A 17,122-nucleotide genomic window follows, 5' to 3' on the forward strand; every position below is an offset into this window, starting at 1 on the left:
TCTCGAAGGCGTGCTGGTGCTGGCCTTGGACACTGCGACGCCCGCGGTCGTCGCGGGTGTCGTCGAGCTGACGCCCGCTGCGGCGGTGCAGCGGTCGGTGCGGGTCGCGTCCGACGCGCGCAAGCACGCCGAGCTGCTCATGCCCGGCGTGCTCGCTGCCTGCGCCGACGCCGGGGTCGCGCTGCGCGACGTCGACGCCGTCGTCACCGGCATCGGGCCGGGTCCGTTCACCGGGCTGCGGGTCGGGATGGTCACCGCGGCCGCGCTCGGCGACGCCCTCGACGTGCCTGTGCACGGGGTGTGCACGCTCGATGCGATTGCCGTCGGGGCGATCGCCGTCGAGGCGGCCGACGCGGAGCCGTTGCTCGTCGTCACCGACGCCCGGCGGCGCGAGGTCTACTGGGCGGCGTACGACGCTGCCGGGCGGCGCACCAGCGGCCCGCACGTCGAGGCGCCCGCCGCGCTCGCCGAGCGGATCCCCGAGTTGGGGGTGCAGGCGGCCGCCGGCGAGTCGGCGCACGTCACCGGCCTGCCGGTGCGTCCGCCCGGCGCGCCGTCGCCGGCCGGGCTGGTCGGCGTCGCCGCGGGCGAGCTGCTCGCCGGCACCGTGCCCGGTCCGTTGGAACCGCTCTACCTCCGCCGGCCCGATGCGCAGGAACCGGGTGGGCGCAAGCGGGTCACGGCGAACCGATGAGGGCTGCCCGATGACAGCACTCGTGCACTTCGACGCGCTGCGGGTCGAGGACGCCGCCCGCTGCGCCGAGCTGGAGCGCCAGCTGTTCGCGGGCGACGACCCGTGGAGCGAGCGCGCGTTCGTCGAGGAGATCCGTGCCGGCTACCACTACCTCGCGGCGCGCGCGGACGACCTGCTCGTCGGGTACGGCGGCATCGCGTTCGTCGCGGGGCCGCCGCACGCGGAGGCGGAGATCCACACGATCGGCGTCGATCCCGCCTACCGACGCCGCGGCATCGGGCGGGAGCTGCTGCGCGGGCTGCTGGCCGTCGCCGACGCCGCCGCGGCCGCGGTCTTCCTCGAAGTGCGTACCGACAACGAGGCCGCCCGCACCCTCTACGAGACGGAGGGGTTCAGCGTGGTCGGCCTGCGCAAGCGCTACTACCGGCCCAGCGGGGCCGATGCGCACACGATGCGACGGGAGCCGCGAGCGTGATCGTCCTGGGGATCGAGACGTCCTGCGACGAGACGGGCGTCGGCGTCGTCCGCACCGAACGCGGTGCGGTCACGTTGCTGGCGAACGAGGTGGCGTCCTCCGTCGCGGAGCACGCCCGCTTCGGCGGAGTCGTGCCGGAAGTCGCGTCACGCGCGCACCTGCAGGCGATGGTGCCGGCCGTGCACCGCGCGCTCGCCACGGCGGGGGTGAAGGGCAGCGACGTCGACGCCGTTGCCGTCACCGCGGGTCCGGGGCTGACCGGCGCGCTGCTCGTCGGGGTCGCGGCGGCGAAGGCCTACGCGACGGCGTGGGACGTCCCGCTCTACGGCGTGAACCACCTCGCCGCGCATGTCGCCGTCGACACTTTGCAGCACGGGCCGCTGCCGGCGTGCCTCGCGCTGCTGGTCTCCGGTGGCCACTCCAGCCTGCTCGACGTGCCCGACCTCGCCGGTCCCGTCACCCCGCTGGGGGCCACGATCGACGACGCGGCCGGCGAGGCGTTCGACAAGGTCGCGAGGCTGCTCGGGCTGCCGTTCCCCGGCGGCCCGCACATCGACCGGGTCGCCCGCGAAGGCGACCCCGCCGCCGTCGCGTTCCCTCGCGGGCTCACCGGCCCGCGCGACGCGCCCTTCGACTTCTCCTTCTCCGGCCTCAAGACCGCCGTCGCGCGCCATGTCGAGGCGCTGGAGCGGGCCGGGGCGGCGATCCCCGTCGCCGACGTCGCCGCATCGTTCCAGGAGGCGGTGGTCGATGTGCTCACGATGAAGGCCGTCCGCGCCGCGAAGGAGCGCGGCATGGAGACGCTGCTGCTCGGCGGGGGTGTCGCGGCGAACTCGCGGCTGCGCGCGATGGCGCAGGACCGCTGCGACGCGGCCGGGATCGTGCTTCGCGTCCCGCGCCCCGCGCTGTGCACGGACAACGGCGCGATGGTCGCGGCGCTCGGCGCGCACCTGCTCGACGCGGGCGCGAAGCCCTCGGCGCTGGAGCTGCCGGCCAACTCCTCGCTCCCGGTGACCGAGGTGCTGGTCTAGGAACCCGGGCCGGGAGGGCAGGAAAGCCACTTTCCGGCCCTCACAGGGCCTGAACGTGGCTTTCCTGCCTCCCCGAGCGGCTCCGGCGCCGGGTCAGCGGGCGGGAGCAGCCGTGCGTTGCGTGATGCGGTCGAGGTAGTCCGTGAGCGTCGCCGGCTCCCGGTGCAGCGCCCGCTGCACCCCGTCGGAGAGGTGTGCGTCCGCGCCCGTCGCCACCAGGTCGAGCAAGGTGCCGAGCAGCTCGGCCAGCTCGGTGGGCAGGCCGGTGGCGACCAGCTCACCGACCCACGTCGCCCGCGCGACCGGGACGTACCGCAGGTCTCGGCCGGTCGCCGCGCCGAACGCCGCGACGACCTCCTCGAACGTGAGCGCGACCGGCCCGGACAGGTCGTAGGTCACGCCGGCGTGCCCGCGTTCGGTCAGCGCGGCGACGGCGACGGCGGCGATGTCCTCCGCGTCGATGAACGGGTGCCGTCCCGTGCCGGCGGGCAGCCGCAGCTCACCCGTGGCGAGCGGGCCCGCGAACGTGCCCTCGTCGAGGTTCTGCAGGAACCACGTCGGGCGCAGGATCGTCCACTCCGCGTCCGAGGCGCGCACGACGTCCTCCGCCATCCGCACCGCCGTGCCCGCCGGGGCGTGCTCGGAGCCGCGGGCACCGAGCAGGACCACCTGCCGCACGCCGGTCGCCTCGATCAGCTCGGCGACCGGAGCGGGTGTGTCCGGAACGGTCACGTAGAGCGCGTCGGCCCCGCGCACCGCGCCCGCCCACGTCGCAGGCTCGAACCAGTCGAACCGCGGCTCACCCGAGCGGGACGCCGGCCGCACCTCGTGCCCCTCGCCGCGCAGCCGTGCGACGATCCTCCGCCCGACCTTGCCGGTCGCCCCGATCACGCTCACGTTCGTCATGCCGGAGAGTCAAGCGGCCCAGGCTGAGACGTTCCATGGTCGAAACGCTCCGGGACATGTGAGGGCGTCCAGGACGCAACGCACACGTTGCCAGGAAAGCCACTTTCCTGGCGCCACAGGACAGGAAAGTGGCTTTCCTGGCACTCCCCACCCCCGCGCCCGCCGCAGCCGTGGGAGCTGCCGCCTTAGGCTGGCCCCCGTGGACGTGTTCGAGGACCTCCTGGGCGAGGTCCGGGCACAGCGGGCGATGCTCGGCCGGTCGGTGTTCACCCCGCCGTGGGCGATCCGGTACGCCGTGCCGGCCGCACTCAGCTTGACCGTGTTCCTGCGCGGCGACGGGTGGGTGCGGCGGGGCGAGGCCGAGCCGGTGCGGCTGCGGGCCGGCGACGTCGCGGTCGTCCGCGGCGGGGAGCCGTTCGTCGTCGCCGACACCCCTGGGACGCCTGTCGGGATCACCGTCCTCAGCGACACCGAATGCCGGATCGACGGGGTCGACGTCGCTGCGAAGACCGCGCTCGGCCCGCGCACGTGGGGCACCCATCCCGACGGTGCGGCCGCGCTGCTGGTCGGGGCCTACGGTGTCGCCCACGCCGGTGCGCTGCGGCTCGTCGAGGCGCTCGACCCGGTGGTCGTGGTCCCGGCGGCCGACGATCCCGCGCTGGCGATGCTCGCCGCCGAGCTCTCGCTCGACGCGCCGGGGCAGGCCGTCGTCCTGGACAGGGTGTTCGACCTGCTGCTCGTCCGCACCCTGCGCGCGTGGCTCGTCGAATCGGCCCCTGGCTGGTACCGGGCGTGGAGCGACCCGGTGATCGGCCGTGCCGTGCGGGCGCTGCACGAGCAGCCGCAACGGCCGTGGACTGTGGCCGCGCTCGCCGAGGAGGCCGGTGTCTCGCGCGCGGCCCTGGCCCGGCGGTTCACCGACCTGGTCGGCGAACCGCCGATCGCCTACCTCACGCAGCGCCGGATGGCGCTGGCCGCCGACCTCCTCACCGACCCCGGCGCCACCGTCTCCGCGGTCGCGCGCAAGGTCGGCTACGCCGACGCCTTCAGCTTCGGCGTCGCCTTCAAGCGGACGCTCGGGGTCAGTCCTGGCTCATATAGGCGAGCAGGCGCAGCTCGTCGTCGGTGAGGCGCAGCTCCAGCATCGGCAGCAGCTCGGCGAGCTGCTCGGGGGTGCGGGCGCTCGCGATGGGCGCGGCGACGGTCGGCTGGTCGGCGAGCCACGCCAGCGCGACGGCCGGCACCGGCACGCCGTACCCGAGCGAGATCTCGTCGAGGATGGCGAGCACCTGCACCCCGCGGCCGTCGAGGTACTCGGTCGCCCGCTGGGCGCGCACGCTTTCCGGGGTCGTCCCCGGCCGGTACTTGCCGGTCAGGAACCCGTGCGCGAGCCCGTAGTAGGGCATGCACGCAACCGATTCCTCGGCCAGCAGCGGCGCGAGCTGCGACTCGAACTCGGCGCGCTCCATGAGGTTGTAGAGCGGCTGCAGCGCGACGTAGGACGTGAGGCCGTCACGCCGGGAGATCTCCAACGAGGAGCGCAGCCGCTCCTGCGTGAAGTTGGACGCCCCGATCGCCCGCACCTTGCCGGCCTTCACCAGTGCGTCGAACGCCGCGAGCGTCTCCTCCTGCGGGGCGTCGGGGTCGTCCTTGTGCGCGTAGTAGAGGTCGATGCGGTCGGTGCGGAGCCGGCGCAGCGAGTCGTCGACGGCCGCCGCGATGTTGGCGGCGGACAGCCCTTTCCGCTCGGGGAACGAGCCGACCTTCGTCGCGACCACCAGCGAGTCGCGGTTGCCGCGCTCGGCCATCCAGTCGCCGAGGATCCGCTCCGAGTCGCCGCCGCTGTTGCCTTCGACGCGCCACGTGTAGGAGTCGGCGGTGTCGATGAAGTTCCCGCCCGCGGCCACGTAGGCGTCGAGCACCGCGAAGGACGCCTCGCGGTCGGCCGTCCAACCGAACACGTTGCCGCCGAGGCAGAGCCGGGAAACGTCGAGCTGGGTTCCGATCTTCGGCATGCGCAAACCCTATGCCTCCACTCCCGGACAGGCCGACTCGCGCATGTGGGGGTGGGGCCGTTGAGGCATTGGCACTCTCATGGGTAGAGTGCCAATCGTACGGCGGGGACGTCCCGGCACCCGCGACGACGGGACGACCCGACGCCGTCGAACGACTAGAGCAACAAGGCCAGCAAGCACCCCAGGAAGGGGAGGTCATCAAGTGGCGAACATCAAGCCGCTCGAGGACAAGATCGTCGTCCAGGCAAGCGAGGCGGAGACCACCACCGCGTCGGGCATCGTCATCCCCGACACCGCCAAGGAGAAGCCCCAGGAGGGCAAGGTCCTCGCGGTGGGCCCGGGCCGCATCGACGACAACGGCAACCGCGTGCCGCTCGACGTGGCCGTCGGCGACGTCGTCATCTACTCGAAGTACGGCGGCACCGAGGTCAAGTACAACGGCGAGGAGTACCTCATCCTCTCCGCGCGCGACGTGCTCGCGGTCGTCAACTGACGAACCCGGCAAGTTCTGTGTAGCCGCCGCCCCGGTGGTCCCTCGACCGAGCGGCCACCGGGGCGGTGCTTTTCCCTGAAGACCAAGAGAGGCAGGACATGCCGAAGCAGATCAGCTTCGACGAGACCGCGCGTCGCGCGCTCGAGCGCGGGGTGAACCAGCTGGCCGATGCGGTCAAGGTGACCCTCGGCCCGCGCGGCCGCCACGTCGTGCTGGACAAGAAGTTCGGTGGGCCCACCGTCACCAACGACGGCGTGACCATCGCCCGTGAGATCGACCTCGAAGACCCGTTCGAGAACCTCGGCGCCCAGCTCGCCAAGTCGGTGGCCACCAAGACCAACGACGTCGCGGGCGACGGCACCACCACCGCCACCGTGCTCGCACAGGCGATGGTGGCCGCCGGGCTGCGCAACGTCGCGGCCGGTTCCAACCCGACCGCGCTCGGCGTGGGCATCTCGAAGGCGGCGGAGGCCGTCTCCGAGTTCCTCGCGAAGAAGGCCACTCCGGTCGACGGCAAGGCGCACATCGCGCAGGTCGGCACGATCGCCTCGCGCGAGCAGGAGATCGGCGACCTCATCAGCGAGGCGCTGGAGACCGTCGGCAAGGACGGTGTGATCACCATCGAGGAGGGCTCCACGCTCGCCACCGAGCTGGAGATCACCGAGGGCCTGCAGTTCGACAAGGGCTACCTCTCGCCGTACTTCGTCACCGACGCCGAGTCGATGGAAGCGGTGCTGGAGAACGCCTACGTCCTGCTGCACCGCGACAAGATCAGCGCGATCGCCGACCTGCTCCCGCTGCTGGAGAAGGTGCTCGCCGACGGCAAGCCGCTGCTCATCGTGGCGGAGGACGTCGAGGGCGAGGCGCTCTCGACGCTCGTCGTCAACTCGATCCGCAAGACCATCAAGGTCGCCGCGGTCAAGTCGCCGTTCTTCGGCGACCGCCGCAAGGCCTTCATGGACGACCTCGCGGTCGCCACCGGCGGCACGGTCATCAACCCGGAGGTCGGGCTCAAGCTGTCCGAGGCCGGGCTGGACCTGCTGGGCACCATCCGCCGCGCGGTGATCACGAAGGACGCCACCACCCTCGTCGAGGGCGGCGGCTCCACCGCCGACGTCGAGGCGCGGGTCGCGCAGCTCAAGGCGGAGATCGAGGCTTCGGACTCCGACTGGGACCGCGAGAAGCTGCAGGAGCGGCTGGCGAAGCTCTCCGGCGGCGTTGCGGTCATCAAGGTCGGCGCCGCCACCGAGACCGCCCTCAAGGAGCGCAAGCACCGCATCGAGGACGCCGTCTCGGCCACCAGGGCCGCCGTCGAGGAGGGCATCGTGCCCGGCGGTGGTTCGGCGCTCATCCACGCGGCTGCCGCGCTGGGTGAGGGTCTCGGCCTGAAGGGCGACGAGGCCACCGGTGTCGCGATCGTGCGCACCGCGCTGTCCGCGCCGCTCTACTGGATCGCGGCCAACGGCGGCCTCGAAGGCGCCGTCGTGGTCGGCAAGGTCGCCGACCAGGAGTGGGGCGACGGCTTCAACGCCGCCACCCTCACCTACGGCGACCTGTTCGCCGACGGTGTGATCGACCCCGTCAAGGTCACCCGCTCCGCGGTGGTCAACGCAGCGTCGATCGCGCGCATGGTACTCACCACCGAGAGCGCTGTCGTCGACAAGCCGGAGCCCCCGGCTGCGCCGGCCGGCGGCCACGGCCACGGGCACGGCCACTGAGCAACACGAGCGGCACGTCCAGCTCAACCAGCTCAACCCCCCGACGGGCGGGTCGATCCGATGGATCGGCCCGCCCGTCGGGCGTTCCCGGGGCCGGTACCGCCCGGGAAGCCGCGTTCGGTACCTCTCCGGGCGCACAGGTGCGGTTGGACCGTTCGATGCCGCCGCGCGAACGCTGGCTCGCCGCCGTGGCGCTCGGCGGCACCGGGCACTACGCGACCGCGTCGACGGAGCTGCTGGCGCTGCTGGCCGACCCCGCCGCCGGGGCAGGTGTGGCCGCGCACGCGGCGGTCACCCATGCGGCGCACCGTCGCCAGCTCGGCGGCCATGCGGCCGCACGTGCGCACGACGCGCTCGGGCTACGGCTCGCCGCGCGAGCAGCCGGCACGGCCGAACCCGACCACGACGGGACGGACCCGTGGGCCGCGCGCATCGACGCGACGGTCGGCCTCGCCGCCGACGCGATCGGGCTGTTGCAGCCCGCGCTCGCGCGGCGCCTGCTGGACGCCGCGGTGGCCGTCGCGACCGGGCACCCGTCGCCGCGTCCGCTGATCCGGGCCGGCTGGGTGCGCGCCGAACTAGCGCTGATCTGCGGTGATGCCACAGCCGCGGTGGAGCCCGCCGAGGCCGCCCTGGAGCTGGCCGAGGGGTTCGGCTCGCTGCGGCACGTCCTGAAGTCCCGTATCGTCCTCGTGGTCGCACGAGCGGCGGCCGGCGCCGTGGACGCCGCAGGCGCGCTGCTCGAGTTCGACGCAGCGGCCGCACAGTGCGCCGAGCAGGGCCTGCTCCCGCTGCGATGGCCCGTTGATCTAGCCGCGGCTGATCTTCAAGATGCAAACGAGTTCGAGAGCCGGATGGCAGAAAAATCGGTGAGCGGCACGACGGACGGCGCGGCACGCCGACGACACGCCGCGGCGGCCACGCTGAGCGTCATATACCGGCGGAGTGACCCAAACGGAAGGCGCCTGATGGGGGAGTCGGAGTGGCTTCCTTGGCGGCTCCGGGTAACGTGATTGCTCCATTCGGACGCATGTCACCCACATGACGAGTGCCACTTGGCGCAAGACTCCCGAATGGAGGGCACAAACTCGCCCTGATCGTGTCAAGGTGGTCTTGTCACTCGCCGATGAGGGGGGTGACACATCACCCGGCTGCAGGAAACTGCAGGAAGGAATCGTCGTGACGACGGTACTTATTTGCGACGATCGTCGCAGCGTCCGCGAAGGCCTCACCCGCGTGATGTCCGCGGTGCCCGGGGTGCACCGGATCGATTGCGTTGCGCACGGGGACGAGTTGCTGGCCCGGTTCTCCCGGCAGCCTGTCGACGTCGTCCTGGTCGGCACCCAGCGAGCGGTGCCCACGGGGGTGGAGGCCACGCGACGCCTGGTCGCCGCACACCCGCAGGCGAACGTCATCGTTTTCGGTGCCCCCGACGACGCGGGCAGCATCGCGGCCGCCATCGCAGGCGGCGCACGAGGCTACCTCCGCTGGGACGCCTCACGTCCGGAGCTTGTCGCCGCCTTGGCGCACACGCTCGCCAGCACTGCCGTGCCGACACCGCGGGCTCCTACGGATCCCGGTGTCTCGCTCACCGAGCGCGAGCTCCAGGTGCTGCGCGGCATGAGCCAGGGCAAGAGCAACGGCCAGATCGGCCGCGAGCTCTACCTGTCGGAGGACACGGTCAAGACGCACGCGCGGCGGTTGTTCCGCAAGCTCGGCGTCCGCGACCGCGCCCAGGCCGTCGCCCACGGCTTCCGCCGCGGTCTGGTCTCGTAGAACACCTGTAGGAGTCGCGCCCAGGCGCGACATGCACGGCTCCCGGCGGCGACACGCGCCGGGAATGAAACGAGCACGACGCGGCCGCGACACCTACCCTGGGTGTCGGCGGCTGCGTCGCTCGCGCTGCGGTGTAGACGCCCGCGGCCCCTTTGCGTGAGGTCTTGCTCGGAGCTGTCCCCCGAACGGGTGGCAGACGCTCCGACGTGCAACGAGAGAGCGATCCCGGACGTCTCCTTCTGCAATGGGAGCCCAACTCGGGACGTTCGTCCCCTTCGCTACGGTGGTCAGCGCTGAGGACACGGTTGAACGCTCTCCGTGATCGGCCTCACGAACGGATGATGACCACGATGTTCCGTAACGCCCGGACAACACTGCGCGATGAGTGAGACGACAGACGTTCCAGATGAGCTGGTGGCCGCTGCCATGGCAGGCGACCGCCGTGCTGTCGGGCACGTGCTCGCCATCATTCGTCCGATCGTCGTGCGCTACTGCCGCGCACGGCTCGGTCGGATGGACCGTTCGTCGGTTTCGGCCGACGACGTCGCGCAGGAGGTGTGTTTGGCCGTGCTCACGGCCTTGCCGGGGTACCGCGTACAAGGACGCCCGTTTCTCGCGTTCGTCTACGGCATCGCTTCACACAAGGTGATCGATGCCCACCGGGCGGCGACGAGGAACCGGTCGGAACCGGTAGCGGACATCCCCGACGCGATCGAGGCGTCGGACGGCCCCGAGCAACGCGCTCTGCGCGTCGAACTCTCTAGTGAGATGGGCAGGCTGCTCGATCAGCTCCCCGACAAGCAGCGCGAGATCCTCGTGCTGCGTGTTGTGGTCGGACTGTCTGCCGAGGAGACAGCGGAGGCCGTCGGCTCCACACCAGGAGCGGTACGGGTGGCACAACACCGGGCACTCGCCCGGTTGCGGAAATCGATGCCAGAGGAGGAGGTGGTCTGAGTGCGTGACGAGTTCGGGAGCAGCAACGGGATGCGGCCAGAAGGCATGCGTCATCGCTCCCGCCCCTTCGATCAGCAGCTCGATGAGCCCGTCGATCTCGTTGCGGTGCAGGCCGACGACGAGCTGATCAATGCGCTCGGCGCCGGGATGGCCGTGTCCGCGCCGGGGTTCGGCGGCTACGACGCCGACGACCACGTCGCCGCGATACTCGCCGCCTGGCGGGCCGAGGTCGAGTCCGAGCCCCTCCCGGAGCTCGTCGACATCGACACCGCCATCGCCACGATCCAGAAGGCCGCACGGCCGCGCTCGCGCGGCATCCGCCACCTCGCGCCCGTCGCGGCCGCCGCCGCGTTCGTCGTGCTGGCGATGGGCGGGCTCTCGGTCGGCTCCTACAACGCCCAGCCCGGGGATGCCCTCTGGGGCGTGTCGAAGGTGCTCTACTCCGAGCGCGCCGACTCCGTCGAGGCGGCGGCCAGGGTCCAGGACCGCATCGACAACGCCAAGAAGGCACTCCTCAACGGCGACCCCGCGCTCGCGGCGCAGGAGCTCGCCGAGGCGGAGGAGGATCTCGGGGCCATCCGACCGGAGGAGGGCCAGGAAGAGCTCTCCGAGGTGCAGGACTTCCTCGCTGCGAAGGCGGACGAGACCGAACCCGGCGAGTCGGCCGACCTCGACGCTCCGCTGAAGACCGACCCGAAGCGGAAGGTCCCGGCGAGCGCCGGGCACAAGCCCGACCCCAAGGATCCGGGCACCAGCACCGAGAACCCGTCGGGGCCCGATCCGTCGAGCGGCAGCGGTGGTCAGCAGGATCCCGCCAAGAACCCGACGAACGACCCGCGCCGGCTCAACGCCCCCGAAGGCCCGGACAGCACGTCGAGCCCGACCAAGGAGCCGGCGCCGACGACCTCGCCCACCACCGGCGCCGACCCGTCGGCGACCTCGGAGGGCAAGCCCAGCACCCCGACCAGCACGACGACGTCGGGGCAGGGCGACCGGCCGAGCGGGAACACCGAGGGCGGCAAGGTCACCGCGTCGGGTGCCCCGCCGGCAGGCACCGATTCAGCGACCACACCCACCTGAGTCCGAGCACGAGAAACGGCCCCGCTCCTCGGAGCGGGGCCGTTTCTTCTCGTTGGCAGGGTCTAGGAGTCGGACAGCACCGCGTCGGCGTACCCGCGGCAGTACTCCCACGTGACGTAGCTGCTCGGGTCGGGATCGAAGGCGGGCTCGTGCGGGCGCATCTGGCCCTCCTCGAGCAGCTGCTGCAGGCTCGCGCGCAGGAGGCTCCACTCGTGGAAGTGCTGCTCGCCGCAGTCGCCGCAATCGACGACGATGCCGCGAACCCCCCTCGCCTCCAGCAGCGCCTGGTAGACAGCCAGATCGGCCAGATCCGCGACGACCTCGTCGCGTTCTGCGTCGCTCAGGGTGTCCAGCTCTTCGATCTCCGGGCTGCCGTCGAGCGACAGAGCGGGATCGTGCGGATCACCGGCGAACGGGTCCGGCGGCAGCGCATCTGGTGACACGCTGTCGACGATACTCCGCCATGAGGACGGAACTCCGATTGCGTCGGCGACCGGTGCACCACTCGGTGTGTCGCACCAAGTAGTCGATCTTGGCAGGCGTCGGATCAGGTGCGATGTGGGCATCGCCTCCCGCAGACGTACCGGAACCACCGTGCGTCGTGGATACGATGTCGGGAAGGCGGCGGTGCCGCCGGTAACCGGGTGAGAGGCGTGAAGCCGGCGATGACCAGCGAGACCGCGGGATTCCCTGCGAAGTTCGCGATGTTGGGCCTGACCTTCGACGACGTGTTGCTCCTTCCGGCCGAATCCGACGTGGTGCCCAGCGCGGTCGACACGAGCACGCAGGTCACGCGTCGCGTGCGGCTGAAGGTGCCCGTGGTGTCCTCGCCGATGGACACCGTCACCGAATCGCGGATGGCGATCGCGATGGCCCGCGCGGGCGGGCTCGGTGTGCTGCACCGCAACCTCGCCCCCGAGCAGCAGGCCGCGCAGGTCGAGGTGGTCAAGCGGTCGGAGGCCGGGATGGTCACCGACCCGGTGACCTGCGGACCGGACGCGACGCTCGCCGACGTCGACGCGCTCTGCGCGAAGTTCCGGATCTCCGGCGTCCCGGTCACCGACGCCGGGGGCAAGCTCGTCGGCATCATCACCAACCGCGACATGCGGTTCGAGATGGACCACTCCCGCCCCGTGCACGAGGTCATGACACCCACCCCGCTGATCACGGCGCGGGTCGGCGTGACGGCCGAGGCCGCGCTCGGGCTGCTGCGCCGGCACAAGCTGGAGAAGCTGCCGATCATCGACGGCGACGGCATCCTGCGCGGCCTGATCACGATCAAGGACTTCAACAAGACCGAGAAGTACCCGCTCGCGACGAAGGACCCCGACGGCCGGCTCGTCGTCGCTGCCGCCGTGGGCGTCGGCGACGAGAGCTATGCCCGCGCGATGGTGCTGGTCGAGGCCGGGGTGGACGTCGTCATCGTGGACACCTCGCACGGCCACTCGCGGCGCGTGCTGGAGATGGTCGCCAAGCTGCGCGCGCAGGTCGGCGACAACGTCGACGTCGTCGGCGGGAACGTGGCCACCCGGGCCGGCGCGGCCGCGCTCGTCGAGGCCGGGGCCGACGCGGTCAAGGTCGGGGTCGGGCCGGGCTCCATCTGCACCACACGCGTCGTCGCGGGGGTCGGGGCACCCCAGATCACCGCGATCTACGAGGCGTCGCTCGCGTGCGCCCCGGCCGGCGTCCCGGTGATCGGCGACGGCGGCATCCAGTACTCCGGCGACATCTCGAAGGCCATCGCCGCCGGCGCGTCCACCGTCATGCTCGGCAGCCTCCTCGCGGGCACCGCGGAGTCGCCCGGCGACCTCATCCTCGTCGGCGGCAAGCAGTACAAGACCTACCGCGGGATGGGCTCGCTCGGCGCCATGCAGTCGCGCGGCGACGCCAAGAGCTACTCGAAGGACCGCTACGCGCAGGACGACGTGCTGTCCGAGGACAAGCTGGTGCCGGAGGGCATCGAGGGCCGCATCCCGTTCCGCGGGCCGCTCTCGCAGGTCGTGCACCAGCTCACCGGCGGGCTGCGCTCCGGGATGGGCTACGCCGGCGCGCAGACGATCCCGCAGCTGCAGCAGGCGCAGCTCGTGCGGATCACGGCCGCGGGGCTCAAGGAGAGCCACCCGCACGACATCACCATGACCGTCGAGGCGCCCAACTACGCGGCCCGGTAGCCCACGCGGACACCCCGTAGCCGGTCGGAGTCTCGCTGTGCTCGTCTAGGCTCCTCTCCCGTGCGTGACCTCGTAGAGATCGGGATGGGCCGGGAAGCCCGTCGGAGCTACGACCTGTCCCAGGTCGAGATCGTGCCCTCGCGGCGCACCAGGAGCTCGAAGGAGGTCTCCACCGCCTGGCAGCTCGACGCGTACCGCTTCGAGATCCCGCTGGTGACCCACCCGACGGACGCCGTGGTGTCGCCCGCGAGCGCGGTGCGGATCGGGCAGCTCGGCGGCCTCGCCGTGCTCAATGCCGAAGGCCTGTGGGCGCGCCACGCCGACGCCGACGCCGCGCTCGAGCGGCTGCTCGACGCCGCGGCCGACGACGACCCCAGCGCGGCCGTCCGGCTGCTGCAGGAGCTGCACGCCGCCCCGATCGACCCCGGGCTGCTCACCGAGGCGCTCAAGTCGGTGCGCGAGGCCGGCGTCACCGTGGCCGCGCGGGTCAGCCCGCAGCGCGCCCGCGAGCTCACCCCGATCCTGCTCGCCGCCGGCGTCGAGATCCTGGTGGTGCAGGGCACGATCATCTCGGCCGAGCACGTCTCCGAGGGCGAGCCGCTGAACCTGAAGGAGTTCATCAACTCCCTCGACGTCCCCGTCGTCGCCGGCGGCTGCGGCGACTACCGCACCGCGATGCACCTCATGCGCACCGGCGCCGCCGGCGTGATCGTCGGGTACGGGCAGTCGTCCGCGACCACCACCGACGACGTGCTCGGCATCGGCGTCCCGATGGCCACAGCGATCGTCGACGCCGCCGCGGCCCGCCGCGACTACCTCGACGAGACCGGCGGCCGCTACGTCCACGTCATCGCCGACGGCGGCATGGCCGGCTCCGGCGACATGGCCAAGGCCATCGCCTGCGGCGCCGACGCCGTCATGCTCGGCGAGCAGCTCGCGGAGGCGTCCGAGTCGCCCGGCCACGGCCTGTACTGGACGTCGTCCGCCGCGCACCCCTCCCTGCCCCGATCGGAGGTCACCGGCTTCGCCCCGATGGAGCGCGACCTCGAGTCGGTGCTCTTCGGCCCCTCCGCCAGCCCCTACGGCACCGTCAACCTGTTCGGCGCGCTGCGGCGGGCGATGGCGAAGACGGGCTACTCGGACCTCAAGGAGTTCCAGCGGGTGGGGCTCACCGTCCGGGGGTGAGTGAGGTGGGTGCGAACGTTGATCCACTCGCGCTGCCGCTCATCTCGCGGTGATCATGCGGGCAACACGGTCGGCCACTCGCTTCGGGTTGTGCACCTCCGCCGCGCGGAAGCGGAGCATTCGCCAGCCTGCGCGCGTGAGGTAGGCCTCGCGGTTCAGGTCGCGCATGGCGCGCTCCTGGGTGCGGTGGTCCCGCCCGTCGTACTCGATCCCAAGCCGGACGTCCGGGTAGGCGAGGTCCAGCCGGAACGGACCAACCGGGTGCTGGAGCGTGGGTGGTGGAAGGCCGGCCAGCACGATCGCGAGGCGGATCCTGGTCTCCATCGGTGACTCGGAGAGCGGATCGGCGAGCCGGACGACAGCCGGGAGCTTCGCGCTACCTCTGGACCCGAACTGCGCGTAGGGGTAGCTCAGGAGGTCGTCCGGTGCGAACCGGAAGGTGTGGGCGAGCGCGTCGACGGCGATGACGGCGTCGGTCAGGGACTTCCACCTGGCGAGGTCGTAGGCCGTCCGCAGGGGTGACGTGAGGCGCACGTCCTCGACCGACAGGGTCTCGTCGGCGGCGAGGGTGTCGCCGTGCACGAGCAGCCCCTTCCGGCTCCGCCGCCGACCGCCCCGAGCGAGGACCTTCGCCGGCGCATCCGCCGGACCGCACGACGACCCCAGCAGCTCCGCCGCCGACCAGCCGGCCAGCACACAGCGGCCGTCGAACAGGAGGTACGCCGCGCGGGACCGCGTAGCGAGGTCGATCGGATCCGCCGCACGCACATAGATGTCGGTGAACACCCGTCGGAACCGGGGCCCGCGCAGCTGCGCGGGCGTGACGGCGCCGCGTGCTACTGCTGCGGATCCGCGAAAGGGGCGAGTCGACATAGCCGGTTGGACGGGAGCCGCGCCGGATCGGTTCCACTTCCGTGCGAGGTGGGTGTGAACGCTGTCGCAACGACAGTGGCGCCCATCTCGCGTGGAGTCGCCCGCCCGCCGTCTAGGCTTGCGAGGTGCAGAATCCGCCCACGGTCCTCGTTGTCGACTATGGAGCCCAGTACGCCCAGCTGATCGCACGGAGGGTGCGGGAGGCGCAGGTGTACTCCGAGATCGTGCCGGCCGGGACGACGGTCGAGGAGATCGTCGCCCGCAAGCCGGCCGCCGTGATCCTCTCCGGCGGGCCGTCGAGCGTGTACGCGGAGGGTGCGCCGCGGGTCGATCCGGAGCTGTTCGATGCGGGCATCCCGGTGCTCGGGCTCTGCTACGGCTTCCAGGCGATGGCGCTCGCGCTCGGGGGGCACGTCGCGCACGACGGCACCCGGGAGTTCGGGCGCACCGAGCTCACGGTCACCGAGACCGCGGGCGCGCTGCACGGCGGGCTGCCGGCGAAGCACCCGGTGTGGATGAGCCACGGCGACTCCGTCGTGACCGCCCCGGACGGGTTCACAGTCACGGCGGGGTCGGAGCGGGCCGCGGTCGCGGCGTTCGAGAACACCGAGCGCCGCCTCGCGGGCGTCCAGTACCACCCGGAGGTCGGGCATTCGCCGCACGGGCAGGAGGTGCTGCGCCGGTTCCTGCACCAGGTCGCGGGCATCACGCCGGGCTGGACCACCTCGTCGATCATCGACGAGACCGTGACGGCGATCAGGGCGCAGGTCGGCGACGGCCGGGCGATCTGCGGGTTGTCGGGCGGCGTCGACTCCGCCGTTGCGGCCGCGCTCGTCCAGCGCGCCATCGGCGACCAGCTGACCTGCGTCTTCGTCGACCACGGGCTGCTGCGCTCCGGCGAGCGCGAGCAGGTCGAACGCGATTTCGTCGCCGCGACGGGCGCCAAGCTGCACACCGTCGACGCCCGCGAGCGCTTCCTCGCCGCGCTGGCCGGAGTCACCGACCCCGAGGAGAAGCGCAAGATCATCGGGCGGGAGTTCATCCGGGTCTTCGAGGCCGCCACCAGCGAGGTCTCGGCGGAGGAGCATGTCGGCTTCCTCGTGCAGGGCACGCTCTACCCCGACGTCGTCGAATCGGGCGGCGGCTCCGGCACCGCGACCATCAAGAGCCACCACAACGTCGGTGGGCTGCCGGACGACATCGAGTTCGCGCTCGTCGAGCCGTTGCGCACGCTGTTCAAGGACGAGGTGCGCCGGGTCGGCGCCGAACTGGGCCTGCCCGAGACGATCGTGGCGCGCCAGCCGTTCCCCGGCCCCGGCCTCGGCATCCGGATCATCGGCGAGGTCACGGCCGACCGGCTGGAGACGCTGCGTGCCGCCGACGCGATCGCGCGCGAGGAGCTCACCTCCGCAGGCCTCGACCGCACCATCTGGCAGTGCCCCGTGGTCCTGCTCGCCGACGTCCGCAGCGTGGGTGTGCAGGGCGACGGCCGCACGTACGGCCATCCCGTCGTGCTGCGCCCGGTGTCGAGCGAGGACGCGATGACCGCCGATTGGACCCGCCTGCCCTACGACGTGCTGGAGCGGATCTCCACCCGCATCACCAACGAGGTCGCCGAGGTCAACCGCGTGGTCCTGGACGTCACGAGCAAGCCACCGGGCACCATCGAGTGGGAATGAGAACGACCCCGGGCCGTCAAGGCCCGGGGTCGTTTCTCGGTCAGCGCTCCCCAGCGTGACCCGCTCCGCTGC

The 17,122-nt window shown here is 72.0% G+C and carries 17 protein-coding genes; 13 read left to right on the plus strand and 4 right to left on the minus strand.

The window, feature by feature from the left end:
- Positions 1–10: 10 nt before the first annotated feature.
- From tsaB to tsaD, 3 genes are read left to right on the plus strand one after another with little or no spacing between them, the layout of a single operon-like run.
- Positions 11–694, plus strand: coding sequence for a tRNA (adenosine(37)-N6)-threonylcarbamoyltransferase complex dimerization subunit type 1 TsaB (gene tsaB, locus LL648_RS18335; protein WP_232663804.1), 684 nt, complete (start codon positions 11–13; stop codon positions 692–694).
- A gap of 10 nt (positions 695–704) precedes the next feature.
- A complete protein-coding gene (gene rimI, locus LL648_RS18340; protein WP_232663805.1) occupies positions 705–1,169 on the plus strand; it encodes a ribosomal protein S18-alanine N-acetyltransferase in 465 nt (154 codons plus the stop codon).
- A complete protein-coding gene (gene tsaD, locus LL648_RS18345; protein ID WP_232663806.1) occupies positions 1,166–2,200 on the plus strand; it encodes a tRNA (adenosine(37)-N6)-threonylcarbamoyltransferase complex transferase subunit TsaD in 1,035 nt (344 codons plus the stop codon). Before rimI ends, tsaD begins: the two co-directional genes overlap by 4 nt.
- 93 nt (positions 2,201–2,293) lie before the next feature.
- Here the strand turns inward: tsaD and LL648_RS18350 are convergent, their stop codons facing one another.
- On the minus strand, positions 2,294–3,106 hold the full coding sequence (locus tag LL648_RS18350) for an NAD(P)H-binding protein (protein ID WP_232663807.1): 813 nt from the start codon (positions 3,104–3,106) through the stop codon (positions 2,294–2,296).
- 199 nt (positions 3,107–3,305) lie between these two features.
- Here LL648_RS18350 and LL648_RS18355 point away from each other — a divergent pair, with 199 nt between their 5' ends.
- Complete coding sequence (locus tag LL648_RS18355) at positions 3,306–4,235, plus strand: AraC family transcriptional regulator (RefSeq protein WP_232663808.1); 930 nt, start codon at positions 3,306–3,308, stop codon at positions 4,233–4,235.
- On the opposite strand, the gene LL648_RS18360 is transcribed toward LL648_RS18355, so the two are convergent.
- On the minus strand, positions 4,189–5,121 hold the full coding sequence (locus LL648_RS18360) for an aldo/keto reductase (RefSeq protein WP_232663809.1): 933 nt from the start codon (positions 5,119–5,121) through the stop codon (positions 4,189–4,191). The two genes, LL648_RS18355 and LL648_RS18360, sit on opposite strands and share 47 nt — an antisense overlap.
- A gap of 202 nt (positions 5,122–5,323) precedes the next feature.
- Between LL648_RS18360 and groES the strand changes: the two genes are divergently transcribed.
- The 6 genes from groES (at position 5,324) to LL648_RS18390 (ending at position 11,142) form a co-directional block, all read left to right on the plus strand.
- Positions 5,324–5,614, plus strand: a complete 291-nt coding sequence (gene groES / locus LL648_RS18365; protein ID WP_013677399.1) for a co-chaperone GroES — start codon at positions 5,324–5,326, stop codon at positions 5,612–5,614.
- Positions 5,615–5,712: 98 nt separating this feature from the next.
- On the plus strand, positions 5,713–7,332 hold the full coding sequence (gene groL, locus LL648_RS18370; RefSeq protein WP_232663810.1) for a chaperonin GroEL: 1,620 nt from the start codon (positions 5,713–5,715) through the stop codon (positions 7,330–7,332).
- Positions 7,333–7,490: 158 nt separating this feature from the next.
- Entirely contained in the window at positions 7,491–8,345 is an 855-nt protein-coding gene (locus LL648_RS18375; protein ID WP_232663811.1) for a hypothetical protein, read from the plus strand.
- A 166-nt stretch (positions 8,346–8,511) separates the two neighbouring features.
- Entirely contained in the window at positions 8,512–9,108 is a 597-nt protein-coding gene (locus LL648_RS18380; protein ID WP_232663812.1) for a response regulator transcription factor, read from the plus strand.
- 381 nt (positions 9,109–9,489) lie between these two features.
- Positions 9,490–10,062 (plus strand): sigma-70 family RNA polymerase sigma factor, encoded by a 573-nt coding sequence (locus LL648_RS18385; RefSeq protein WP_232663813.1) that lies wholly within the window; start codon positions 9,490–9,492, stop codon positions 10,060–10,062.
- The gene (locus LL648_RS18390; RefSeq protein ID WP_232663814.1) at positions 10,063–11,142 is read left to right on the plus strand and encodes an anti-sigma-D factor RsdA; all 1,080 of its coding nucleotides are present in this window, start codon (positions 10,063–10,065) and stop codon (positions 11,140–11,142) included. It begins immediately after the preceding gene.
- Between the two features lie 62 nt (positions 11,143–11,204).
- On the opposite strand, the gene LL648_RS18395 is transcribed toward LL648_RS18390, so the two are convergent.
- Entirely contained in the window at positions 11,205–11,585 is a 381-nt protein-coding gene (locus LL648_RS18395; RefSeq protein WP_232663815.1) for a DUF5319 domain-containing protein, read from the minus strand.
- Positions 11,586–11,807: 222 nt separating this feature from the next.
- Here LL648_RS18395 and guaB point away from each other — a divergent pair, with 222 nt between their 5' ends.
- Positions 11,808–13,313, plus strand: coding sequence for an IMP dehydrogenase (gene guaB, locus LL648_RS18400; RefSeq protein ID WP_232663816.1), 1,506 nt, complete (start codon positions 11,808–11,810; stop codon positions 13,311–13,313).
- A 60-nt stretch (positions 13,314–13,373) separates the two neighbouring features.
- Positions 13,374–14,498 (plus strand): GuaB3 family IMP dehydrogenase-related protein, encoded by a 1,125-nt coding sequence (locus LL648_RS18405; RefSeq protein ID WP_232663817.1) that lies wholly within the window; start codon positions 13,374–13,376, stop codon positions 14,496–14,498.
- A 39-nt stretch (positions 14,499–14,537) separates the two neighbouring features.
- Here LL648_RS18405 and LL648_RS45255 read toward each other — a convergent pair whose 3' ends face one another.
- Complete coding sequence (locus tag LL648_RS45255; RefSeq protein WP_232663818.1) at positions 14,538–15,284, minus strand: endonuclease domain-containing protein; 747 nt, start codon at positions 15,282–15,284, stop codon at positions 14,538–14,540.
- A 212-nt stretch (positions 15,285–15,496) separates the two neighbouring features.
- Between LL648_RS45255 and guaA the strand changes: the two genes are divergently transcribed.
- Positions 15,497–17,050, plus strand: a complete 1,554-nt coding sequence (gene guaA, locus LL648_RS18415) for a glutamine-hydrolyzing GMP synthase (protein WP_232663819.1) — start codon at positions 15,497–15,499, stop codon at positions 17,048–17,050.
- Positions 17,051–17,122 lie beyond the last annotated feature (72 nt).

Origin of the sequence: Pseudonocardia sp. TRM90224, from assembly GCF_021245725.1 — a bacterium.
Lineage (GTDB): Bacteria > Actinomycetota > Actinomycetes > Mycobacteriales > Pseudonocardiaceae > Pseudonocardia.

Coding starts and splice junctions, on each gene's coding strand:
- LL648_RS18375 (WP_232663811.1), top strand. CDS start 7,491: ATGCCGCCGCGCGAACGCTGGCTCGCCGCCGTGGCGCTCGGCGGCACC.
- LL648_RS18360 (WP_232663809.1), bottom strand. CDS start 5,121: ATGCCGAAGATCGGAACCCAGCTCGACGTTTCCCGGCTCTGCCTCGGC.
- groL (WP_232663810.1), top strand. CDS start 5,713: ATGCCGAAGCAGATCAGCTTCGACGAGACCGCGCGTCGCGCGCTCGAG.
- guaB (WP_232663816.1), top strand. CDS start 11,808: ATGACCAGCGAGACCGCGGGATTCCCTGCGAAGTTCGCGATGTTGGGC.
- LL648_RS18350 (WP_232663807.1), bottom strand. CDS start 3,106: ATGACGAACGTGAGCGTGATCGGGGCGACCGGCAAGGTCGGGCGGAGG.
- LL648_RS18385 (WP_232663813.1), top strand. CDS start 9,490: ATGAGTGAGACGACAGACGTTCCAGATGAGCTGGTGGCCGCTGCCATG.
- rimI (WP_232663805.1), top strand. CDS start 705: ATGACAGCACTCGTGCACTTCGACGCGCTGCGGGTCGAGGACGCCGCC.